The 17,098-nt window shown below is 65.4% G+C and carries 17 protein-coding genes; 2 read left to right on the forward strand and 15 right to left on the reverse strand.

Annotation, left to right across the window (positions count from 1 at the left end):
* Positions 1 to 5 precede the first annotated feature (5 nt).
* The 14 genes from QC826_RS09770 to QC826_RS09835 form a co-directional block, all read right to left on the reverse strand.
* Positions 6 to 1,442, reverse strand: coding sequence for a radical SAM/SPASM domain-containing protein (locus QC826_RS09770; protein WP_279765415.1), 1,437 nt, complete (start codon positions 1,440 to 1,442; stop codon positions 6 to 8).
* Complete coding sequence (locus tag QC826_RS09775; protein WP_279765416.1) at positions 1,439 to 2,257, reverse strand: hypothetical protein; 819 nt, start codon at positions 2,255 to 2,257, stop codon at positions 1,439 to 1,441. Before QC826_RS09775 ends, QC826_RS09770 begins: the two co-directional genes overlap by 4 nt.
* Positions 2,257 to 3,012 (reverse strand): hypothetical protein, encoded by a 756-nt coding sequence (locus tag QC826_RS09780; protein ID WP_279765417.1) that lies wholly within the window; start codon positions 3,010 to 3,012, stop codon positions 2,257 to 2,259. Before QC826_RS09780 ends, QC826_RS09775 begins: the two co-directional genes overlap by 1 nt.
* Before the next feature lie 3 nt (positions 3,013 to 3,015).
* Complete coding sequence (locus tag QC826_RS09785) at positions 3,016 to 3,675, reverse strand: hypothetical protein (protein ID WP_279765418.1); 660 nt, start codon at positions 3,673 to 3,675, stop codon at positions 3,016 to 3,018.
* A 6-nt stretch (positions 3,676 to 3,681) separates the two neighbouring features.
* Positions 3,682 to 5,268: a ferritin-like domain-containing protein gene (locus tag QC826_RS09790; RefSeq protein WP_279765420.1), complete on the reverse strand. Its 1,587-nt coding sequence runs from the start codon at positions 5,266 to 5,268 to the stop codon at positions 3,682 to 3,684.
* Positions 5,269 to 5,818: 550 nt separating this feature from the next.
* The gene (locus QC826_RS09795) at positions 5,819 to 6,955 is read right to left on the reverse strand and encodes a TolB family protein (RefSeq protein ID WP_279765422.1); all 1,137 of its coding nucleotides are present in this window, start codon (positions 6,953 to 6,955) and stop codon (positions 5,819 to 5,821) included.
* 320 nt (positions 6,956 to 7,275) lie between these two features.
* Complete coding sequence (locus tag QC826_RS09800; RefSeq protein ID WP_279765424.1) at positions 7,276 to 7,680, reverse strand: hypothetical protein; 405 nt, start codon at positions 7,678 to 7,680, stop codon at positions 7,276 to 7,278.
* Positions 7,681 to 7,682: 2 nt separating this feature from the next.
* Entirely contained in the window at positions 7,683 to 7,910 is a 228-nt protein-coding gene (locus QC826_RS09805; protein WP_279765425.1) for a hypothetical protein, read from the reverse strand.
* Positions 7,911 to 8,062: 152 nt separating this feature from the next.
* Complete coding sequence (locus QC826_RS09810; protein WP_279765426.1) at positions 8,063 to 8,302, reverse strand: PAAR domain-containing protein; 240 nt, start codon at positions 8,300 to 8,302, stop codon at positions 8,063 to 8,065.
* Between the two features lie 255 nt (positions 8,303 to 8,557).
* A complete protein-coding gene (locus QC826_RS09815; protein WP_093389732.1) occupies positions 8,558 to 9,223 on the reverse strand; it encodes a hypothetical protein in 666 nt (221 codons plus the stop codon).
* A gap of 13 nt (positions 9,224 to 9,236) precedes the next feature.
* Positions 9,237 to 11,246 carry a hypothetical protein gene (locus QC826_RS09820; RefSeq protein WP_279765429.1) on the reverse strand — a complete coding sequence of 670 codons (2,010 nt, stop codon included), beginning with the start codon at positions 11,244 to 11,246 and terminating at the stop codon, positions 9,237 to 9,239.
* Between the two features lie 21 nt (positions 11,247 to 11,267).
* The gene (locus QC826_RS09825; RefSeq protein ID WP_279765431.1) at positions 11,268 to 12,872 is read right to left on the reverse strand and encodes a hypothetical protein; all 1,605 of its coding nucleotides are present in this window, start codon (positions 12,870 to 12,872) and stop codon (positions 11,268 to 11,270) included.
* A gap of 46 nt (positions 12,873 to 12,918) precedes the next feature.
* Positions 12,919 to 13,413, reverse strand: coding sequence for a tetratricopeptide repeat protein (locus tag QC826_RS09830; RefSeq protein WP_279765433.1), 495 nt, complete (start codon positions 13,411 to 13,413; stop codon positions 12,919 to 12,921).
* On the reverse strand, positions 13,410 to 13,664 hold the full coding sequence (locus tag QC826_RS09835; protein WP_279765434.1) for a hypothetical protein: 255 nt from the start codon (positions 13,662 to 13,664) through the stop codon (positions 13,410 to 13,412). The genes QC826_RS09830 and QC826_RS09835 overlap by 4 nt, the downstream gene beginning before the upstream one ends.
* A 551-nt stretch (positions 13,665 to 14,215) precedes the next feature.
* On the opposite strand from QC826_RS09835, the gene QC826_RS09840 reads away from it, so the two are divergent.
* The gene (locus tag QC826_RS09840) at positions 14,216 to 14,902 is read left to right on the forward strand and encodes a DsbA family protein (RefSeq protein WP_279765435.1); all 687 of its coding nucleotides are present in this window, start codon (positions 14,216 to 14,218) and stop codon (positions 14,900 to 14,902) included.
* A 130-nt stretch (positions 14,903 to 15,032) separates the two neighbouring features.
* Here QC826_RS09840 and QC826_RS09845 read toward each other — a convergent pair whose 3' ends face one another.
* The gene (locus QC826_RS09845; RefSeq protein ID WP_279765436.1) at positions 15,033 to 15,611 is read right to left on the reverse strand and encodes a PRC-barrel domain-containing protein; all 579 of its coding nucleotides are present in this window, start codon (positions 15,609 to 15,611) and stop codon (positions 15,033 to 15,035) included.
* Between the two features lie 298 nt (positions 15,612 to 15,909).
* Between QC826_RS09845 and QC826_RS09850 the strand changes: the two genes are divergently transcribed.
* Positions 15,910 to 16,668, forward strand: a complete 759-nt coding sequence (locus QC826_RS09850; RefSeq protein ID WP_279765438.1) for a 4'-phosphopantetheinyl transferase — start codon at positions 15,910 to 15,912, stop codon at positions 16,666 to 16,668.
* The last annotated feature ends 430 nt before the right edge of the window (positions 16,669 to 17,098 follow it).

The raw sequence follows: 17,098 nt of genomic DNA on the forward strand, positions 1-17,098 counted from the left end.
CGGGCTTAGGCCGGCGTGCCGGCCGGCGCGGCGAACCAGTCGGGCGCCAGTTGGCTCAGGCGTTGGTGCGCGCCTATCGTGTAGTGCAGCCAGCCGCGGATGTAGTCGCAGGCGCTGCGGCCGCGCGCCAGCACCTCGTGGTGGCAGCCGCCGCCGCACAGGTAGCGCGCCCAGCAGTCGGAGCAGGGCTGCTGCTGGTGCACATGGCGTTCGCTCAGCCAGATGGCCTGGCGGGCGCGGTCGACGCCGCCGTCCAGCGAACCCATGGCGCCCTGTTCGTCGCCGACGAAACGGTGGCAGGCAGACAGTTCGCCGTCGGCCGACACGCCGAAATAGCCGGCGCCGGCGCCGCAGGGGTAGGGCCGGTGCGTGCCGCGCTGCAGTTCGCGCAGCGCGTTCTGCATGTTCATGAAGGGGTAGCGGCGGCCTTGCAGCACGTTCTGCTCGAAGGCCAGGCCGCAGGCGATCATCGCCTCCAGCATCTCGGCCATGTCCGCCTCGCCCATCTCGGCGCGGCCGTTGGCGGCGCGCAGCAGCGGCGAGAAGCCGACGCTGTGGAAGCCCATGCCGATGAACAGGTCGAGCGTGCCGGGCAGGTTGAGGTTGAACGGCGTGACGGTGACGCGCGCCGACACCTGCATGCGCCGCTGCGCCGCCAGCAGCGGCGCGATGCGTTCGAGGATGCTGTCGAAGGAGCCTTTGCCGCCCTTGAAGGGGCGCAGCCGGTCGTGCTGTTCTGCCGCGCCGTCCAGGCTGACCGTGACGGCGAAGCCGTGCCGCTCGAAGAAGTCGGCGTCGTCCGGCCGCAGCAGGGTGCCGTTGGTGGTGATCGAGAAGCGGCAGTCGACCCCGCGCAGCGCCGCCTGCCGGCTGGCGTAGTCGGTCACGCTGCGCAGAACGGCGCGGTTCGACAGCGGTTCGCCACCCATGAAGGCCAGGTTGACCTTGGCGCCGGGCGCCGCCTGGGACAGCAGCAGGTCGACCGCCTTGACCGCCTGCGCCTCCTCCATGCTCTTGGCCTTGCCGCCAAACTCGCCCTGCTGCGCATAGCAATAGGTGCAGCCGAGGTTGCACTTCTGCGCGATCGCCAGCGACAGCGCGTGCAGCGGCGGCGCGGCCAGCGGGGTGTCGTCGATCAGCGCCTCGGCCTGCAGGCCGCAACTGTCGACCAGCCCTTGCAGCAGGGCCGGGTCGGCGCTGCCCAGCGCCGCGCGGAACTGCTCGGTCAGGCCGGGCGGCAGGTGGTACAGGCGCGTGCCGTTGACCATCAACAGCTGGGCGCCCTGGGCGTCGTCGACCAGGTGGGCGTGGCGCTGGCGCGGCCGCGAGGCCGCCACGATGCGGCCGCTCAGCGCCCGCGCCAGTTCGGCGCCGGCCGCCGCCGTGGCCCTGGCGGCGGGCGGTGCTTCGGCCGGTGCTTCGGCCAGGGCGTCAGGATTCATCGGCATCCTTGCCACGGATGATGAACTGCAGGTTGTTCCTGCCAGGACTTGAACAGGTCGTCGTAGGAGTACAGCCGGGTGTCGGTGCGGTTGTCCGGGATGTAGGTGCCGGTGCGCTTCTTGGCGAACCACATGTCGCCGTGCGACAGGCCGTTGACGCCCGGTTCGACGTTGACATAGTCGGGCCGCGAGGCGGCCCAGTAGTAGCAGGCGCACTCGCGGTAGTCGTTCTGCCACGGCGCGCACAGGCCCTGGGTCAGCTCGCCCGGCTGCAGCAGCGCAGGGTTGAAGGCCGCCGTGTCGGGTTCGAAGAAGGTGCGCAGGCGCAGTTCGACGGTGATGAAGGGCGTATCCGGGCCGGCCTGCACCTCGGTGCTGGCGTCGGTCTGGGCGGTGAACTCGCAGCTGACCATTTGGCCTTGCAGGTGCAGGATGCGGGCGATCGAGTTCGACCACTCCATGAACGACACCGCGTTCGGGTTGGCCACCGAGGCCAGCGTGCCCGAGCTACCGTCGGGGAACACCGGCCCGGTGGTGTTGACCATGGTGCCGACCTCGAGGCCGGCGAAGCGCAGCAGGCGGCGCGTGACCAGGTGCTGGAACTCGGGCTCGGCGTCGATCACGTAGTTGTTGTTCTCGATCAGGACGATGCCCTCGAAGGCGCGCCGCCACAGGTTGCGGAAGTCGAATTCCAGGCCGGGGAAGCAGTTGGAAATCGCGCTGCGCGGCAGTATCGAGGCTGGGTTGCCGGCGCCACGGTGGTGGATTTGCGCGGTCAGGTTGTTGGCGCTCAGGCTGGGCTGTTTGGCGGCCATCACAGGTCTCCTGCTGGGGTGTTGGGTTGGCTGAACATGGCGTTGCGGGCGGCCTTGACCACCATGTCGATATGACGCCGGGTCAGCGTCAGGCTGCGGCCGTCGGCGCCGCGCATCAGCGCCGGCATCTTGCGCAGCGCGATCGCCGACAGGTCGCCGATCTCCTCGGGCAGGCGCAGGGTCTGGGCGAACCACGGCGCGCCGCCGGCCGACAGGGCGCTGAACACCCGTTCGTGCAGGGCGCGCAGGGCCAGGTTGTCGACCAGCGAGGCGGCGGCGATCGGCTCGTAGTAGCGCTCGAAGTCGCTGCTGTTCTGCCGCACCATGGTGCTGGCCACGTTGAGGCGGCCGTTGACCGGATTGCCGTTCATGATCGCCGTGTTCATCAAGCGCACCGTCTCCAGCGCGCGCAGCACCAGCTCGGTGGCCTGCTCCAGCGACACCTCCTCCTCCGGCACGGTGGGGCCGTGCAGCAGCTGCTCCATCTCGTCGGAGACCACGCGGATCGGCAGCGTGTCCGGCGCATAGGCCGGCGGGCCGGCGCCGATGGTGGCCTGCGCCACCAGCGTGGTGCTGTCGGCCAGTGTCAGCACCACCCGCACCAGGCCGTCGCATTCGTCGTCCAGGTAGCCCCAGCTGACCTGCTGGTCCTGTGCGTTGGCGTAGCCGGCGTAGATGCCGGCCGGGTTGGTCAAGGTCGGGCCGGTGCCTTCGGTGTAGTTGAGCCAGTCGCCGCGTTCGGCGTCGTACAGCACCAGTTAGTCGCTGTCGATGATCGGGTCGGGCACCAGCAGCGGCACGCCGTCGGCCTGCGGCTCCAGGCGCTGCATGCGGCTGCCGTAGACCAGGCCGGCGGCCGGCGTGTAGCGCAGGCGGATTTCCGGGAAGTCGTCGGTGGGGGCGATGAACTGCACGTGGCCGAGCGGCAGTGTCTTGCCCTGCTTGAAGTTCTCGCACCAGCCGTTCAGCGCGTGGCGGGCGTGGTCCTGCAGGCCGAACAGGTTGGCGTGGATCTGGTCGTTGCGGTTGTTGGTGCGGCGGTAGATCTTGATGTTGCCCAGCTCGACGTCCCAGTGCAGGTTGGCCAGCGCCAGGCCGTGCTCGGCCAGCAGGGCGGCGGTCAGCGGCTGCAGCTGCCCGGGCTCCTCGCTGGTGCGCGCATACACTTCGAGGAAGGGAGCGACCGGGCGCACCAGCTTGTTCTCGTCCTTGAAGCGGATGTTGTCGGGCACGTAGGCGCGCACGATGCGGCCGCTCAGTTGGTCGACTTCGAAGCTTTCGCGCGGCACGATGCGGCGGTAGTTCATCGGGCTGTCCGGATCGGTCTCCAGGTCGAAGGCTTCGAGCGGCTCGGCCGCGCCGCCCAGGCGGGCCACGGCCAGCGGGGGCAGGATTCTCAGTTCCAGTATGGGCATCATGGTCTCCTAGAGCAGGGCGGTGTCGATGCTGCCCGACAGGATGCGCAGGGTCAGCTCGCGCATGTTGCGGTCGGCTTCGCGCAGCGACGCCAGGTAGGCGTGGCGGGACTCGGGCACGAGCAGTTGCAGCGCCTCGACCACGCTGGCCGAGGCGGTCAACAGGTCGAGGTGGCCGCGCCACTTGTTGGCCTCGCCGAACGGGCTGTTGAGGGTGTAGGGCATCTGGAACGGCGGCCCGGCGAAGCCGGCGTTGGGGTCGTCGGCCGAGACGGGCGACTGCATCAGGATCTCGGAGACGGCGCGCAGGTTGTACATCTCGCCGAAGGTGGCGTTGACGATGGCGCCGCGCGGGGTGATCGCGCCGGCCGCGTTCAGGCCGCCGTACAGCGTGAAGCTGTGGATCAGGTAGGTCAGCAGCATGCGGTAGCGGATGTTGTGCAGCGTGGCCCACAGCGCCGATTCCGGGTGGGTGATGCGGGTGGCGGTGCCGCCTTCGTCGCTGCCCTCGCTTTCCGGATCGAGCGAGACGTAGGGGTTGATGGCGACTTGGCGGGCCGGCGCCCAGGCGATGCGCGCGGCGGGGCCGGCGGCGAGCAGGGTGGCCTTGCTCTCCGGTTGCAGCGCCTGCCATTGCGGCGCGGCGAAATCCAGCGGGCGGGCGGCGTTCCAGTGCTCGGTCGTCAGGGTCTTGTACTCGAGCAGCTCGCGCATCTCGACATAGATGCGCAGGAAGCGCACAAAGTGCGAGGCGGTGGTGCCGCTGGTGGCCTCGCCCTGCTGGGCGATGGCGTGCAGGGCGGCGACCATGTCGTCGCGGCAGGTCTGCGGCACCACCAGCACGTCCGGCGTCTGCGTCGGCTGGCCGCTGGGGCGGCCGCGATGGCCGCCCTGGTAGCCCCGGCCCCATTCGGCGAAGTCGGCCTGGGCCGGCAGGGTGGTGGCGTCGAAGGCGGCGTCGGGCAGGTAGTCGGGATCGGCCACCAGCGGAATCAGGGTGTTGAACAGCGCCGCCACCTGGTTCGGGTCGTCGGTCTGGGCGTGCACGCGCAGGCGGATTTCGTCGCCCAGCGCGCCGCCGTCCCAGTCGACCGGCGATTCGGCGTACACGTACTTGGCCAGCGAGTCGAGCGTGAGCGGTTCGAGCGTGAACGGGAAGGGGTAGAAGGGGGAATCCCAAGGCTCGTCCTCGCGCTCCATGTGCAGCGGCGAGCCGATCAGGCGCAGCGAGTTCTGCACCGAGATCAGGTGGCCCATCTCCTCCTTGGCGATGCCCAGTATGACCTCCTGCCAGGTGCGCACGCTGTCGCGGAAGGCCTCGGGCACCTGCGGGCCGCCCAGCGAGTAGGCGGCGTACAGGTACTGCACCATCAGGCAGTGTTCGATTTCGGCGTCGATCGACAGCAGGTAGGTGATGTAGTCGCGCGGCGAAAATTCCAGGTTCAGCGCCGGTGTCTTGGCGACCTTGCCGGCCGCCGGCGCGACCGTGCCGCGCAACAGCTGCGGCGTGGTCGACGGCAGGCCTTGTTCGGTGCCGGTGCGGGGCAGTAGGGCGGAGGGGGCGCCGAGGTGGCGGCGTATCTGTGCAGCTCGCATTTCTTGTCCTTCTCATGTCGGGCATCCGTTGGGGATGCGTTGCAAAAGGCGTCGGGACAAGCGAAGCGCGCTTCGGCTTGGGGCGACGGCGTCAAATCACAATAGCGGGATCGATGCAAACGAAAAGAGATGGTGCGCCGCGTCGCGGGCCGGTCTGAAAAGCTGGCGTCAGGCTGGCTTGGGGAGTGGCATGCCGGCGCCGCGAGGGGCGGCTTGGCAGTGCTGCGAGTATTGCAATGACATATAAAATCGTCAACTGTAAAAAATGCCATGGTGGCGAAAATACCACCGCGACGCTTGCATCATGCGCCGCCGGGGCGGGCGATCTGGCGCGGCTATTGGGTTTGGCGGCAGTTGGGGAAGTGTCAAGCGGTTGGGAGGCATTAACGCGCGGTGGATTGCTGAACTTGTTGTAGCCGGGCGCGCTCGCGGTCAAGCTCTGCGCGTAGTTCGTTCTCGCTGGGAGGGATCAGCTTGCATTTGCTGGTGAACAGTTGCTCGTAGTACGGTATGCGGATCTGATCGAGATGCCGGCCGATCTCCTGGCTAGTTAATGTGGCATAGAAAATTTGGAGAGATCAGGTTCGAATACCTTCGCCTCTCCATTGATGGAATCAATGCGGTAGATAGCTGTAGCACTGCGTCCAGGGTCGTCGCGGTTGTCTGGCACCACCGCCACGTATCGCCCGTCCGGTGTTGCATCGAAGCCATAAAATTGGACGGTGTTGAAAAATGTCAGACGGCGGAAGGTGCGATCGGCGTTTATTTCAAAAATATCGCGGATGTAATGGCGTAGATCTCGATCTTTTGGATAATCTTCATGGCGCATCGCTGCAAACATCCGATTGGTTTTCGAGGCGACGCGAAGCCCTTCAATCTCTTTCTCTTGCTGCCATGTCCAGGATGATTCACGGGTGTCAAAGCTCATATAGGGCGCCAGTTTTTCCGGATGCGCATCAGTGACATACATCATGGTATTACTTTGCATCGCCCATTGATTTTTTTGATAGACATTCGCAGTGGGGATATATTTGTCGGGAACCGGCGACTGGCGATCGAGATAGCTCAGTGGTGCGTAGCCGGTATAAGCAAACTGCCTTTTGAAGTAGGCGAGCGAACTCAGCCGGTAAAAATTAGCCATAACAACAGCCGATATCCCCAGGGTTTCCAGGTCGACTTCGTGGATGGTGAAGCCCGTCGGACGTAGCCTCCCCTCGCTGCCCTCGGCAAAAAGAAGTCTCTTTCCGTCCGGAGAAAACCTGAAGATGCTTTTGACGAACCCATCTTGCGGAACCACAGTGCGGCGCCCGCTACCATCGGTGCGCATGACATCAATGCGCGAATCCGTATACTGTACGGAGTGTTGCGCGTCGACGGCATAAACTCCTATCGCCAGCCACTTGCCGTCGACCGAGTACGTTGGATTGGACCAAACCTCATCGAGAGGTTGGGGCAAAATCTGAATGGCGCCCGTACTGCTGTTGAAGCGCACCAGGCTGCTCTCCCGATGCTCGGGCTGATACCGGAAAACAAACTCATTGCCGTCGGGGGAAATCGCTAGCTGGGAAATAGGCTTGGCGTCACGCGCGGATGAACAAGCGCATACGGCGAGCAGAACAATAAAAATAAGCATCGTGGTGGAGTCTTTACATCGATCGAACATCGAGTTTCTTTTCTTGAAAACCATCGTGGACTTCCCTTTATATATCACTGCCGTCAGTAGCGTGGAATTGAATCGGACAGGCTGGATATTAAACTGCTGAGTCCGCTGTCAGTAATTGTCGTGGTGCGACGGAGTCGTTGTCCAGAGGCCCGCTTGCGCGACGTTCCGTTGTCACAGTAATTCTCCACCTTTAGCTTATCGGAGCGTCCGACTCGCAGTTTCATTGTAAAACATGCTACATTGCCATGGGTTAATTAGATGCGATGTAAGTAATAGTGTTGTTTTAATAAAACACTATTGAATTGTAACTCTGTGGGGGCGGGCAGCGTTGTTTACCGCCAACATCAACCCAATTCGGGTGGCCCGGCCTCGGCTTTTTCTCGGCCAGTGCGTAGAGCGATAGCGATGAATGGAACGCACGGTGTGGATTGCTTGCCAGTTCGGCCGCGATCTCGGCGAGCGTAGCGGATTTTTGCATGGCTATAGTCGCGAAAAGCGGCTTGGGTCTTCTTTGATAGTTTGGAAGGCTTCCAGCTGTCGGGGTCGCATGCCCAGGTTAGATGGTTCCCGTAGGCCGTCTCATATGCTTCGATGCAGTCAACCAAGGCCAGCCGTTTTTCGACGGTGTGCCCATCAAAAAAATAGAACGCGGCGGTAAACCCGACGGTAACGATTATCCGGTCATTGTCTCTATCAACGTACTGGAAGTCGGGGAGTTGTGATTCCACCTTTTCGAATTCGGGTGTCATAGTCATTTCTTTTCCTTCGTCTTCTTCTTGGAATCGGGCGCGGCGGCGGCTATTCTTGTCGTGACAAGGAGCGCGGTTCCTGCTCTTGCAAGGAAGGCGATGGTCGCGACTGCGGCTGCTCTCGTCGCCGGAATGACGAGCAAGATAATGCCTACCAGTATCACGCCGGTGGTCTTAGGGTTTTCCTTCAGGAGCGTGCCGAGTGAGCGATGTTGGCCTTCCTCTGCCACAGGGCCGTATTGGGCCAATTGTGGCCGGGGCGCAGGTGCCGGTGCTGGCTGCGGTGGCGCTGCTTGATACCAGCGTCGGACTACTTCCGATTCCCGTCTCATGGGTGTCGTGACCGGCACACGTACGGGCGCGGTGGCTGGGGCCGGACGCTTTAGAGCCTGGCGCCGCAATCGGTCATGTCCATGTCGAAGGCCGCCGGGATACCATCGTCCTTACTCTTTGGGAAGCGGCTCGTGATGATCTTTGTCGCGCGCTTGCAGCGTGGGCACATGACTATATCCCCCATCCGCGCGGCCCGGATGCCGTTGATGTAGCGGTTGGTGCTACATGAAATGACCGTGCCGCCGTGTGACGTGCGGTCGCCAAGCACGATGAATCCGATGACGTTCATTCTTCCTCCCTGCCTCGTAGCCGTCGGGTTTTGCCGCAGACATTGGCAATCGTGACGGAAACCAAATGGCACAGTTTGATTTCTCGCAGTGTCAAGCGAACAAGTTCGAGCCGAGTTGAAGATCCACCACGGGGCGGAGCGGCGGTTCATTTCAAAGAAACCGAAAAAAATCGGCGGCTCAGCATTCCGCTGAGCCGCCGATTTTCATCCGCAGGCCGCGCCGCTGAGCTTGCAGCGGGCGGCCTTCGGCCAGACTTAGTCGCCCGTGGTCGCGACTGGCGCGTCCGACGCCTTGGTCGGTGGGTTTTTCACGCCGACGGCGCTGAAGACCTTAGGTACTTTGGTGATCAGGTTGGCGGCCAGTTCCAGCTGGTTCTTCAGGCTGCCGGCGGCGTCCTTGACGGTGCCCAGTTTCGACAGGTTGGCCGGGTTGCCGGTCAAACCGCTGATCACGCCCGACGATTGGCCGACCAGTTCCTTGTCCTTCAGCGCTGCCAGGATGAAGTTGGAGGCGGCGCCGGCCAGCTTTTGCTTCTGCTTGGCGTCCATCTTCTTGATGTCTTCGTTGGCGACCTTGTCGAAGTCCTTGGCGTTGAGCAGGGCGGCCTGCGACTTGACGATCTCTTGTTCGATCGCGCCTTTTTCCTTGGCGTCGGTTTTTTCGCTGGCTTGTTTTTTCAGCGCGTCGATCTTGGCGATCTCTTCCTTCGAGGCCAGCGACGAGACCATCTGGTCGAGCGAGCTGCGCATCAGGGTTTCGGCGATGCCGGCGTTTTTCAGGAAGCCGTCGACGTCGACGCTGGCGCCGCTCGAACCGCCCAGGCTAGGCAGCGACAGGCCGCCCAGGCCGGCTTGCGCGCCGGCGCTGGCGCCGAGGATCAGAACGATGGCTGCGGTTTGTACGGTGGTGCGGAAATTCATGGTGTCGCCTTCTTCAGTTGGTGGTGGGTAAAACGATTTTTGTTGCGAGCGTGCCCATCAGCTTGTCGGCCTCGTCGAGCACGTCCTGCAGGATCAGCTTGCTCACGTCGCCGGCGCGGCTGGACTTTTGGTAGCCGGTGCTTTTGAAGTTGCCTTCCAGGCCCTGCTTGGCGACGACGGCGCCGTCCTTGCGCTGGCGCAGGGTGTAGCGCGCCGTCATGGCGCGTTGGCAGGTGTCGCCGCATTCCTCGGCGCCGGCGTCGACCCGCTGCACCGGCTGCACGCACAGGGCCACCGTCGGCACGTCCCACTTGATGGCGGCGCTGAAGCCGCTGCCGGCGTGGATGGTGGCGTCGGCGATCTGGCGCACCTCGGGGGCGTAGTAGGGGCCGGGCATGGCGCGCGCCAGGGCGACCGAGCTGACGTTCTCGAAGTCGGGCGTCTTGACGGCGCCGAGGCTTTCGGCGTCCGGGCACAGCGTGAAGGCGGTGGCGGACTTGGGCGCGGTGCCCAGGCGCAGCGCCTCGAACACGTCGCCGGCCTGCACGGCCGGCTGGCCCTTGCCCAGCGGCAGCAGGGTGGCCAGCGCCGTGTCGGCGCCGTTGCGCGCGCCGGCCACCGCCTCGTAGACGGGGAACAGCACGCTGCGGCTCTTGCCGCCGATGTTGAACTGGGTCGGGTGCAGCACGTAGCCGGGCGCCTTGTTGGCGTAGACCTGGTTCGGCGTGGCAACGACCACGCCGTCGGCGTCGGCGCGCTTGACGGTGGCCGTGTCGGGCTGGCCCTCGGCCATCTCGCCCATCTTTTGCGCCAGGGCCAGCAGGGCGTTCTTGATGGCGATCTCGCGCCGCGCCTGCGGCGCCAGGTCGAGGCCGCGCACCACGTCGATGGTCTGGGCGTCGTGGCCGGCGGCGGCGAACAGCACGCGGCCGCTGGTGTCGACCAGTTCGGCGTAGGCCTTGGCCTGGACGCCGCGCTTGGTCTGGAAGCCCAGGTTGGTGTTGGTCTCGTGCTGGATCGGGTCGCTCACGCGCAGGCGCACGATCAGGTCGGGCGTGTCGCGCTGGCTGGTGGTGCTGCTGCTCAGGTCGGCGTTCTGCACCACCGCGCGCAGCAGGCCGGCGAAGCTGGGGTTGACCTGCACCATGGTCAGCGGCGCCTTGGCGGCCAGTTCCTCGGAGAACAGCTGGGTCAGGTAGTCGGCCGAGAAGCCTTCCGGCACCTGGTCCATCACCACGGTGGCGCGCGGGCGCAGGCGGCCGTCGATCTTGCCGACGACGAACTTGTGGAAGCGCGCGCCGGTGCCGATGGCGTCGGCCAGGCCGATGCGGGCGACGGCGTAGTCGGCGGCGGCGTAGACCACCTTGATGTTCTGCGACTGGTCGTCGTCCAGGCTGTCGCCGGACTGGATGCCTTGGCGGTAGCCGCTCGACAGCAGCAACAGGCCGTTCTGCTGGCCGGTGACGGTGGTTTCGATGGTCTTCGGCTGGAAGTCGGCGCCGGCCTGCTTGCCCAGCTGGGCGATCAGCGCGGCCAGCGACTTGGCGTACAGCTTGTCCTCCTCGGCCTGCTTGCCGCCGCCGGTCAGCACGGCGGCCGGCAGCAGGGCCGAGGCGGCGTTGGTGCTGGTGGCGGTGAACAGGATCTCGCCGGTGGCGACGTTGGTGAAGTAGACGCTGCCGGTGACCGGGGTCATCAGCTCGTAGTTGCCGTCGGCCTTGGGGGCGTAGTAGGCGGCCATGCGCGTCAGGTGGAAGGAGACGGCGAAGGTGTTGGCGGCCGACTGCTTGGTCAGCGCGCGGATGCGGCCGGCGAAGGCCGCCTCCAGCGTCGCCTTGACCTGCTGCTTCAGCTGGCCGATGTCCTGGCTTTGCATGAAGCGCTGGTCGATCGCCGTGTTGCCGGCGTTCCAGAACACGCCGGCGACGGGGAAGACCATGGCGTCGGCGCTGGCGGCGGCCTGGCCGGCCAGGCCGGCCAGGGCCAGCGCGGCCAGCAGGCGGCTGACGTTAAGATTGAGCATAGGGGTTTTCATCGCGCGCGCTTATTGCTTCTTGGTCTTGGCTTTCGGCTCGGCGCCGCCGCACTTGGTCAGGCACAGGGTCAGCAGTTCGCCCTCGGCCTTGCCGTCGAGCTCCTTGCCGGCGAAGGCGGCTTGGCCGGCGACGGCGCCGTAGACGGCTTCCATCGCGTCGCCCTTGCCCTTCAGGGTCAGGGTCAGGGTGACGCCTTCCGGGCCGTCCGATTTCTTCTCGATGGCGCCGACGCCGTCGATGTCGCGCAGCGCCTTGGAGAAGGCCATGCGCATCGGCAGGGTCAGGTTGGCGCCCTTGAATTCGACGGTGTACTGGCGGCCGCGGGCGGCGCGGTCGGCCCAGTAGCCCAGGGTCGACGAGGCGAAGGAGGGCGCCATCATGCGCGCCACCTTTTGCGTCGCGGTGGCGGCGCAGGCTTCGATGTTGGCGCCGCTGGCCTGGGTGCTCTCGGCCATCGAGGCGATCAGCTCGCCGCCGGCGGTGGCGTAGGTCTTGACCTCGGCGTTGACGACGCAGCCCATGTCGCCGGTGGACGGGTTGAAGTCGCCGGAAATGACCGTGGCCGAGCCGACCATCAGGAAGTCGGCGTTGGCCTTGCTACGGGCGAATTCGGTGAACTTGGTCATCTGCACGCTGTCCGACAGCATGGCCAGGTTGATCGGCTTGTCGCCGAAGAACTTGCCCTTGGCCATGCTCGAGTCGAGCAGGCGCAGATCGTAGTCGCGCAGCTTGCCGGAGAACTCGTTGAGGAACAGCGGACGGCTGGTCGGCTTGGAGGTGTCCTGGTACTTGACCAGTTTCTTGTAGCTGGCCGTCTCGTGGCTGGAGGCGGCGACGTTGCGGGCGTTGATCGAGGCGCTGGCCGACTTGGAGTTCGAGGCGGCGGCGTAGTTTTCCTTGGCCGACAGGGCGGCGGCCGAGGACTGGCTGCCCGACACGTTGCTGCGGTTGCCGGCGGCGAAGGACTCGTCGCCGGAGCGGGCCGCCACGGCGGTCTGCGAGTTGCCGTTGACCTTGCTCGCCGAGGCCTGGCTGGCGTTGACGCTGGCGCTGTAGCCGACCGCCGAGTTGGCCGAGGCGCTGGCCGAGGAGGCGCGGATCGACTTGTCGCGGAAGGACGAGCCGGCGTCGTATTTCATCTCGACCAGCTCTTCGAGCGGCATGCGCAGGTCGCGCGTGCTGGTGAGGAACTCGTCGACCAGCATCAGGATGCCGAAGGAGCGGTCGTTCAGCTTGTCGAGGTCGGTGCCACGGATGGCGTTCTTGATCTGCTTGCGGTCGACGTTGACGGCGACGCGGGTGACGAACTCGCCGCCCACCGATTCCTCGGAGGTGACGCGGATGTCGCGCATCTGCTTGGACACCTCGGCGACGATGGGGGCGAAGCGCTCCTCGCTGGCGTCGAGGGCGGTGGCGTCCTTGATGGCCTTGAGCACGGCGTCGCGCACGGCCTCCTGCTTGGCGGCGCCACGGATGGCGGCGGCGTTGCCGGCACCCAGCGGGGCGCGGCCCTCGCCGATGACGGAATCGTCGGTCGGGGCGGCGTTGGCGCCGGCGGCGAGCGCGAGTGTACCCACGGCCACGCAGATGGCCTTTTTCAATACGTTATGCATAGTTTGTCCTTGCTCGGCCGGGCCGAGGCGCAATTGGGGGGGAGGGTTAGTCTTTTGGCAGTTCGACGACGACGTCGCCGGCGCGGATCACGGTCTTGTCCCGGGTTTCGCTGATGCCGACGGCGCCGCCGGCGCCGTTGCTACCGCCGGCCGAGAGTATCGTCTTCTCGCGTTTGGGGAAGGAACTGTCCATTAACTCGCTGAACGCGGCCATATTCAGCAGCGGTTGCAGATTGGCGTTGTTGACGATCTCTTTATCGTCCTTCAGCCCCTTTTTGATGGCCGATTCCAATGCCGCCAGGGCGGCGTTCTTATCGCCCAATTGGGCGCGGGCCTGGGCCGCCAGATAATAGCCGTCGTAGGCGTCCGGGGTTTTCTTGACCAGCTCCTCGGCGGTTTTGGCCGCCTCGGTGAAGTTTTTCTGCGTCAGGTTTTGGGTGGCGCGGGTGCGGATCGCCTCGGCGCTGGCGAAGGGGCCGCTGTCGCAGGCGGACAGCAGCATGGCGGCGGCGACCGCCGTGGTCAGGACGAGTTTTTTCATCGGAAGTTTTTCGAGATGGTGATGGAGTAGGAGCGGCTGAACTTGTCCTGGCACAGGCCCTGCAGCGCCTGGCCGGTGTAGCCGCTGTTGCTGTCGTTGCGCACCTGGATGTAGCACTTCAGCGTGGAGCCGTAGGCGCTCAGGTTGCCGGTCAGGGCGAAGCGGCGCGGACAGTCCGGGTCGTCCGAATTGCGGCATTCCTCGGCCTGCACATACAGCCGCTCGGGGCCGCCGGCGACGGCGTTGAACACGGCCAGATGGGCGCCGTCGGCGACGTAGCGGGCCTCGAGGGCACCTCGCGTTTGCCGCCGGCGTTGGGGCTCAGTTCGACCGTGTGGAAGGCCGACAAGTCCGGCGTATCGTTCAGGTTTTGTGGATTGTAGGGGGCTTCGGGCGGGGTGGCGCAAGCGCAAAGCAGGGCGGCGGAAAACAGTGCGGCGACGGCGGAAACATAACGCATGGAGGACTTTGTTTCTAATTTGCAATGTCGCGATCTTAGCTCACATTATGAATCCGGCGCAAATTTTATTTACTAGGAATGCAATTTGTTAATATTATGCAAAGTTTTATCTAATATTATTTCGCCACCGGGCCGATTTGAATGGCGGCGCGCGGCGTGTTCTCAGGCGGGGAGAGAAACGAAGGGGGACGGCGATGTCTTTCATCGTGCGAAAATCGACGTAATCGTATTGATATGCTCGATCCATGCAACAAACAGTCAACCGGGGCGCGGTTTTTCCCGCGCCCCGAGCTCGCTACACTCTCCGCATTGCATTGTTGCCCAATTCGAGGAGTCCGACTGATGAACACCCTGCGCCTGCATTACTTTTTCGATCCACTGTGCGGTTGGTGCTATGCCAGCGCGCCGGCCATCGCCGGCCTGGCCCTGGCCTTTCCGGACTCGCTGGAGTTCATGCCGTCCGGCCTGTTCGCCGACGAGGGCGCGCGCGACCTGTCGGCCGACTGGGCCGACTACGCCTGGCGCAACGACCAGCGCATCGAGCAGCTGACCGGCCAGCGCTTCACCGGCGCCTACCGCGAGCAGGTGCTGGGCGGCGCCGGCGTGCGCTTCGACTCCGGCCCGGCCAACCATGCGCTGACGGCGCTGCGCGAGCTGGACGCCGACCTGGAGTGGCGCTACCTGCAGGCGATCCAGCTGGCCCGCTATGTCGACGGGCGCGACACGGGGCGGCCGGCGGTGCTGGGCGCCGTCGCGGCGCAAGTGGCGGCCGGGTGCGGCATCGCCGTCGACGCGGCCGAGTTCGCCGAACGGCTGCGCGGCGATGGGGCGCTGCGACAAGCCACCGCGCGCCGCGTCGCCGCCACGCGGGACGCCATGCGCCGCCTGGGCCGCTCCGGCGTGCCGCAACTGCTGGTCAGCGTGGCGGGGCAGCAGCATGTGCTGTCGGGCGAGGCCCTGCACGGCGGCCTGCCGGCCCTGGTGGCGACGATACAGCGACTGGGGCAGGCGGAAACGCAGCCGAGCTGAGAAAACCCACAGGCGCAGAGCCGGGGTCGGACCCCGAGGGGTCCGACCCCGGCTCTCTGCCTTAGGGTGGTTTTGTAGCCGCCGGCGCCTTGACAGCCGGCCGCTGCGTGCGGCAGGTCTAGACGATGGCCTAGTACTTCTCGCTCTTGTCGGTCTTGTCGGTCTTCCCGCCCGACAGGGTGCCGCTCTGGCTCAGTCCGCCGCTCTGGCTTTGCGTGCCGCTTTGGCTGCCGCTCTGCTGGGTGCCGCTTTGCAGCGAGCCGCTGCCCTGGCCCATCACGCTGCCGGTCGAGGTGACGCGGCCGGCCAAGTTCTGCTGGGTGCCGTAGAAGCCGTGGATGCTGCTGCTGAACTCGTTGCTGGCCATGTCCGGCCAGTCGTCCTTGTCGAAGCCGGGGGCGGCTTTCAGGCGCTCCTTGGACACGTCGAGCAGGAAGCGTTGGTTGGTGGTGTCGAGTTGCAGGCTCTGCCATGGCACGGCGAACAGCTTGTCGCCCATGCCCAACCAGCCGCCGAAGGACAGCACGGCGTAGGCGATCTGGCCGCTCTGCATGTCCAGCATGATCTCCTTGATGTCGCCCAGATCTTCTTCCTGCTGGTTGTAGACATCCTCGCCGATCAGGGTGTCGGCACCCATCAGGCGCGGTCCCGGGCCCTCGTTGTCGCGGTTGCGGTAGATGCCGAAGGTGTCACGGTCCAAATAGCTCATCTTGTTCTCCTTTGCGGGTGGTGTTCCTCGTTGAAATAGTCCCGCCGCTGGATGGCCGGCTAGTCCTTGCTTGCCGTTGCAACGCGTGCGGCGGGTGTGGACATCATGCTCACAGTGCTGTCTTTTTGCCATCGGTGCACGCGCAGTGCCGGTGTAGGAGAAAGTTTAGTTCCCGGGGAACATATGGGCTCCGCTTGACGGATGTTAATTTATCAACATAGAATTCCCCTCCCTTTCCACGTTGGAGCTCCCATGTTCAAGCAGTTGGCGGTCGCCGTGATTTTCCGCATCAAATAGCATGCGCCACCACGACATCGTCGACCACGCGCCGGCCGGCCAGCCGTTCGGGCTGGACTGGCGCCGCGCGGCGGACGGCGTGGTGTCGCCGCTGGTGCTGGCGCGTTTCGACAGCGCCGCCTTCGCGGCCGGGCGCTTTGCCGAGGCCGGGCTGGCCTGTCCTGCGCAGATTGCCGGCAGCGTGCGCAAGCGCCAGGCCGAGTATTTCCACGGCCGGTTGTGCGCGCGCCAGGCGCTGGGCGCGCTCGCCGCGGCGGGCGGCTTGTCCGCCGGGCGCGGCGTCGGCGAGGTCGGCGTCGGTGCGCAGCGCGAGCCGCTGTGGCCGCCCGGCGTGGTCGGCAGCATCAGCCACAGCAAGACGCTGGCGGCGGCCGTGGTGGCCGACGCGGCGCGCTGCGGCGGCATCGGCCTGGACATCGAGGAGTGGGCCGACCACGCCGCCGCCGAGGCGATGCCGGGCCTGGTGGTGTCGGCGCGGGAACTGGCCTACCTGCGCGGCTTTGAACGCGAGATGACGCGCGAACGCCTGCTGACGCTGGTGTTCTCCGCCAAGGAAAGCTTCTACAAGGGCGCCTTCGGCGCGGTGGGCCGCTTCTTCGATTTCAACGCCATCGAGCTGGCGCGGCTGGACTTGGACGCCGGCAGCTTGCGCTTCGCGCTGGCCGAGACGCTGAGCCCGCAATTCCAGCTCGGCCAGAACGTCACCGTCGAGTGCCGCGTGCTGGGCGCGGCCCATGTCGCCAGCCTGTTTGTTTGGTAGGCGCTCTACGCCGGGCCGCAAGTCTCGTAGAATTCGCCCAACTATCGTTTTCCCGCTCTCCCTCCGCCAGCCCATCCATGTTCCGCCTGCAACGCTATTTCAACGGCACCATACTGACCAAGACCCGGCTCGACCGCGTCCTGGCTGTGCTCGTGCTGTTGATGGCCGCCTGGCATTGATGAACGTGTTCGACCGTTCCTATCTGTTGCGCGACGGTTCCGGTGTCGGCGTCGGCGCGCCGCAATATGGTGCGCGCCGAACAATCTGCGCCGGCATCTCCAGCAGCTTCTGATCGGCTAGCGCGGCGACAGGAACCCCGCACGAAGGGGTCTGACCCCGTACGGGGTCAGACCCCGAGGCGTCTCGGGGTGCGGGGTAAAATGAAAGCGGCCCGGGACTGGAAGCCCGGGCCGCTTTTTTTTCGTTTAAA

This window comes from Rugamonas sp. DEMB1, from assembly GCF_029834475.1.
Taxonomy (GTDB): domain Bacteria; phylum Pseudomonadota; class Gammaproteobacteria; order Burkholderiales; family Burkholderiaceae_D; genus Rugamonas; species Rugamonas rubra.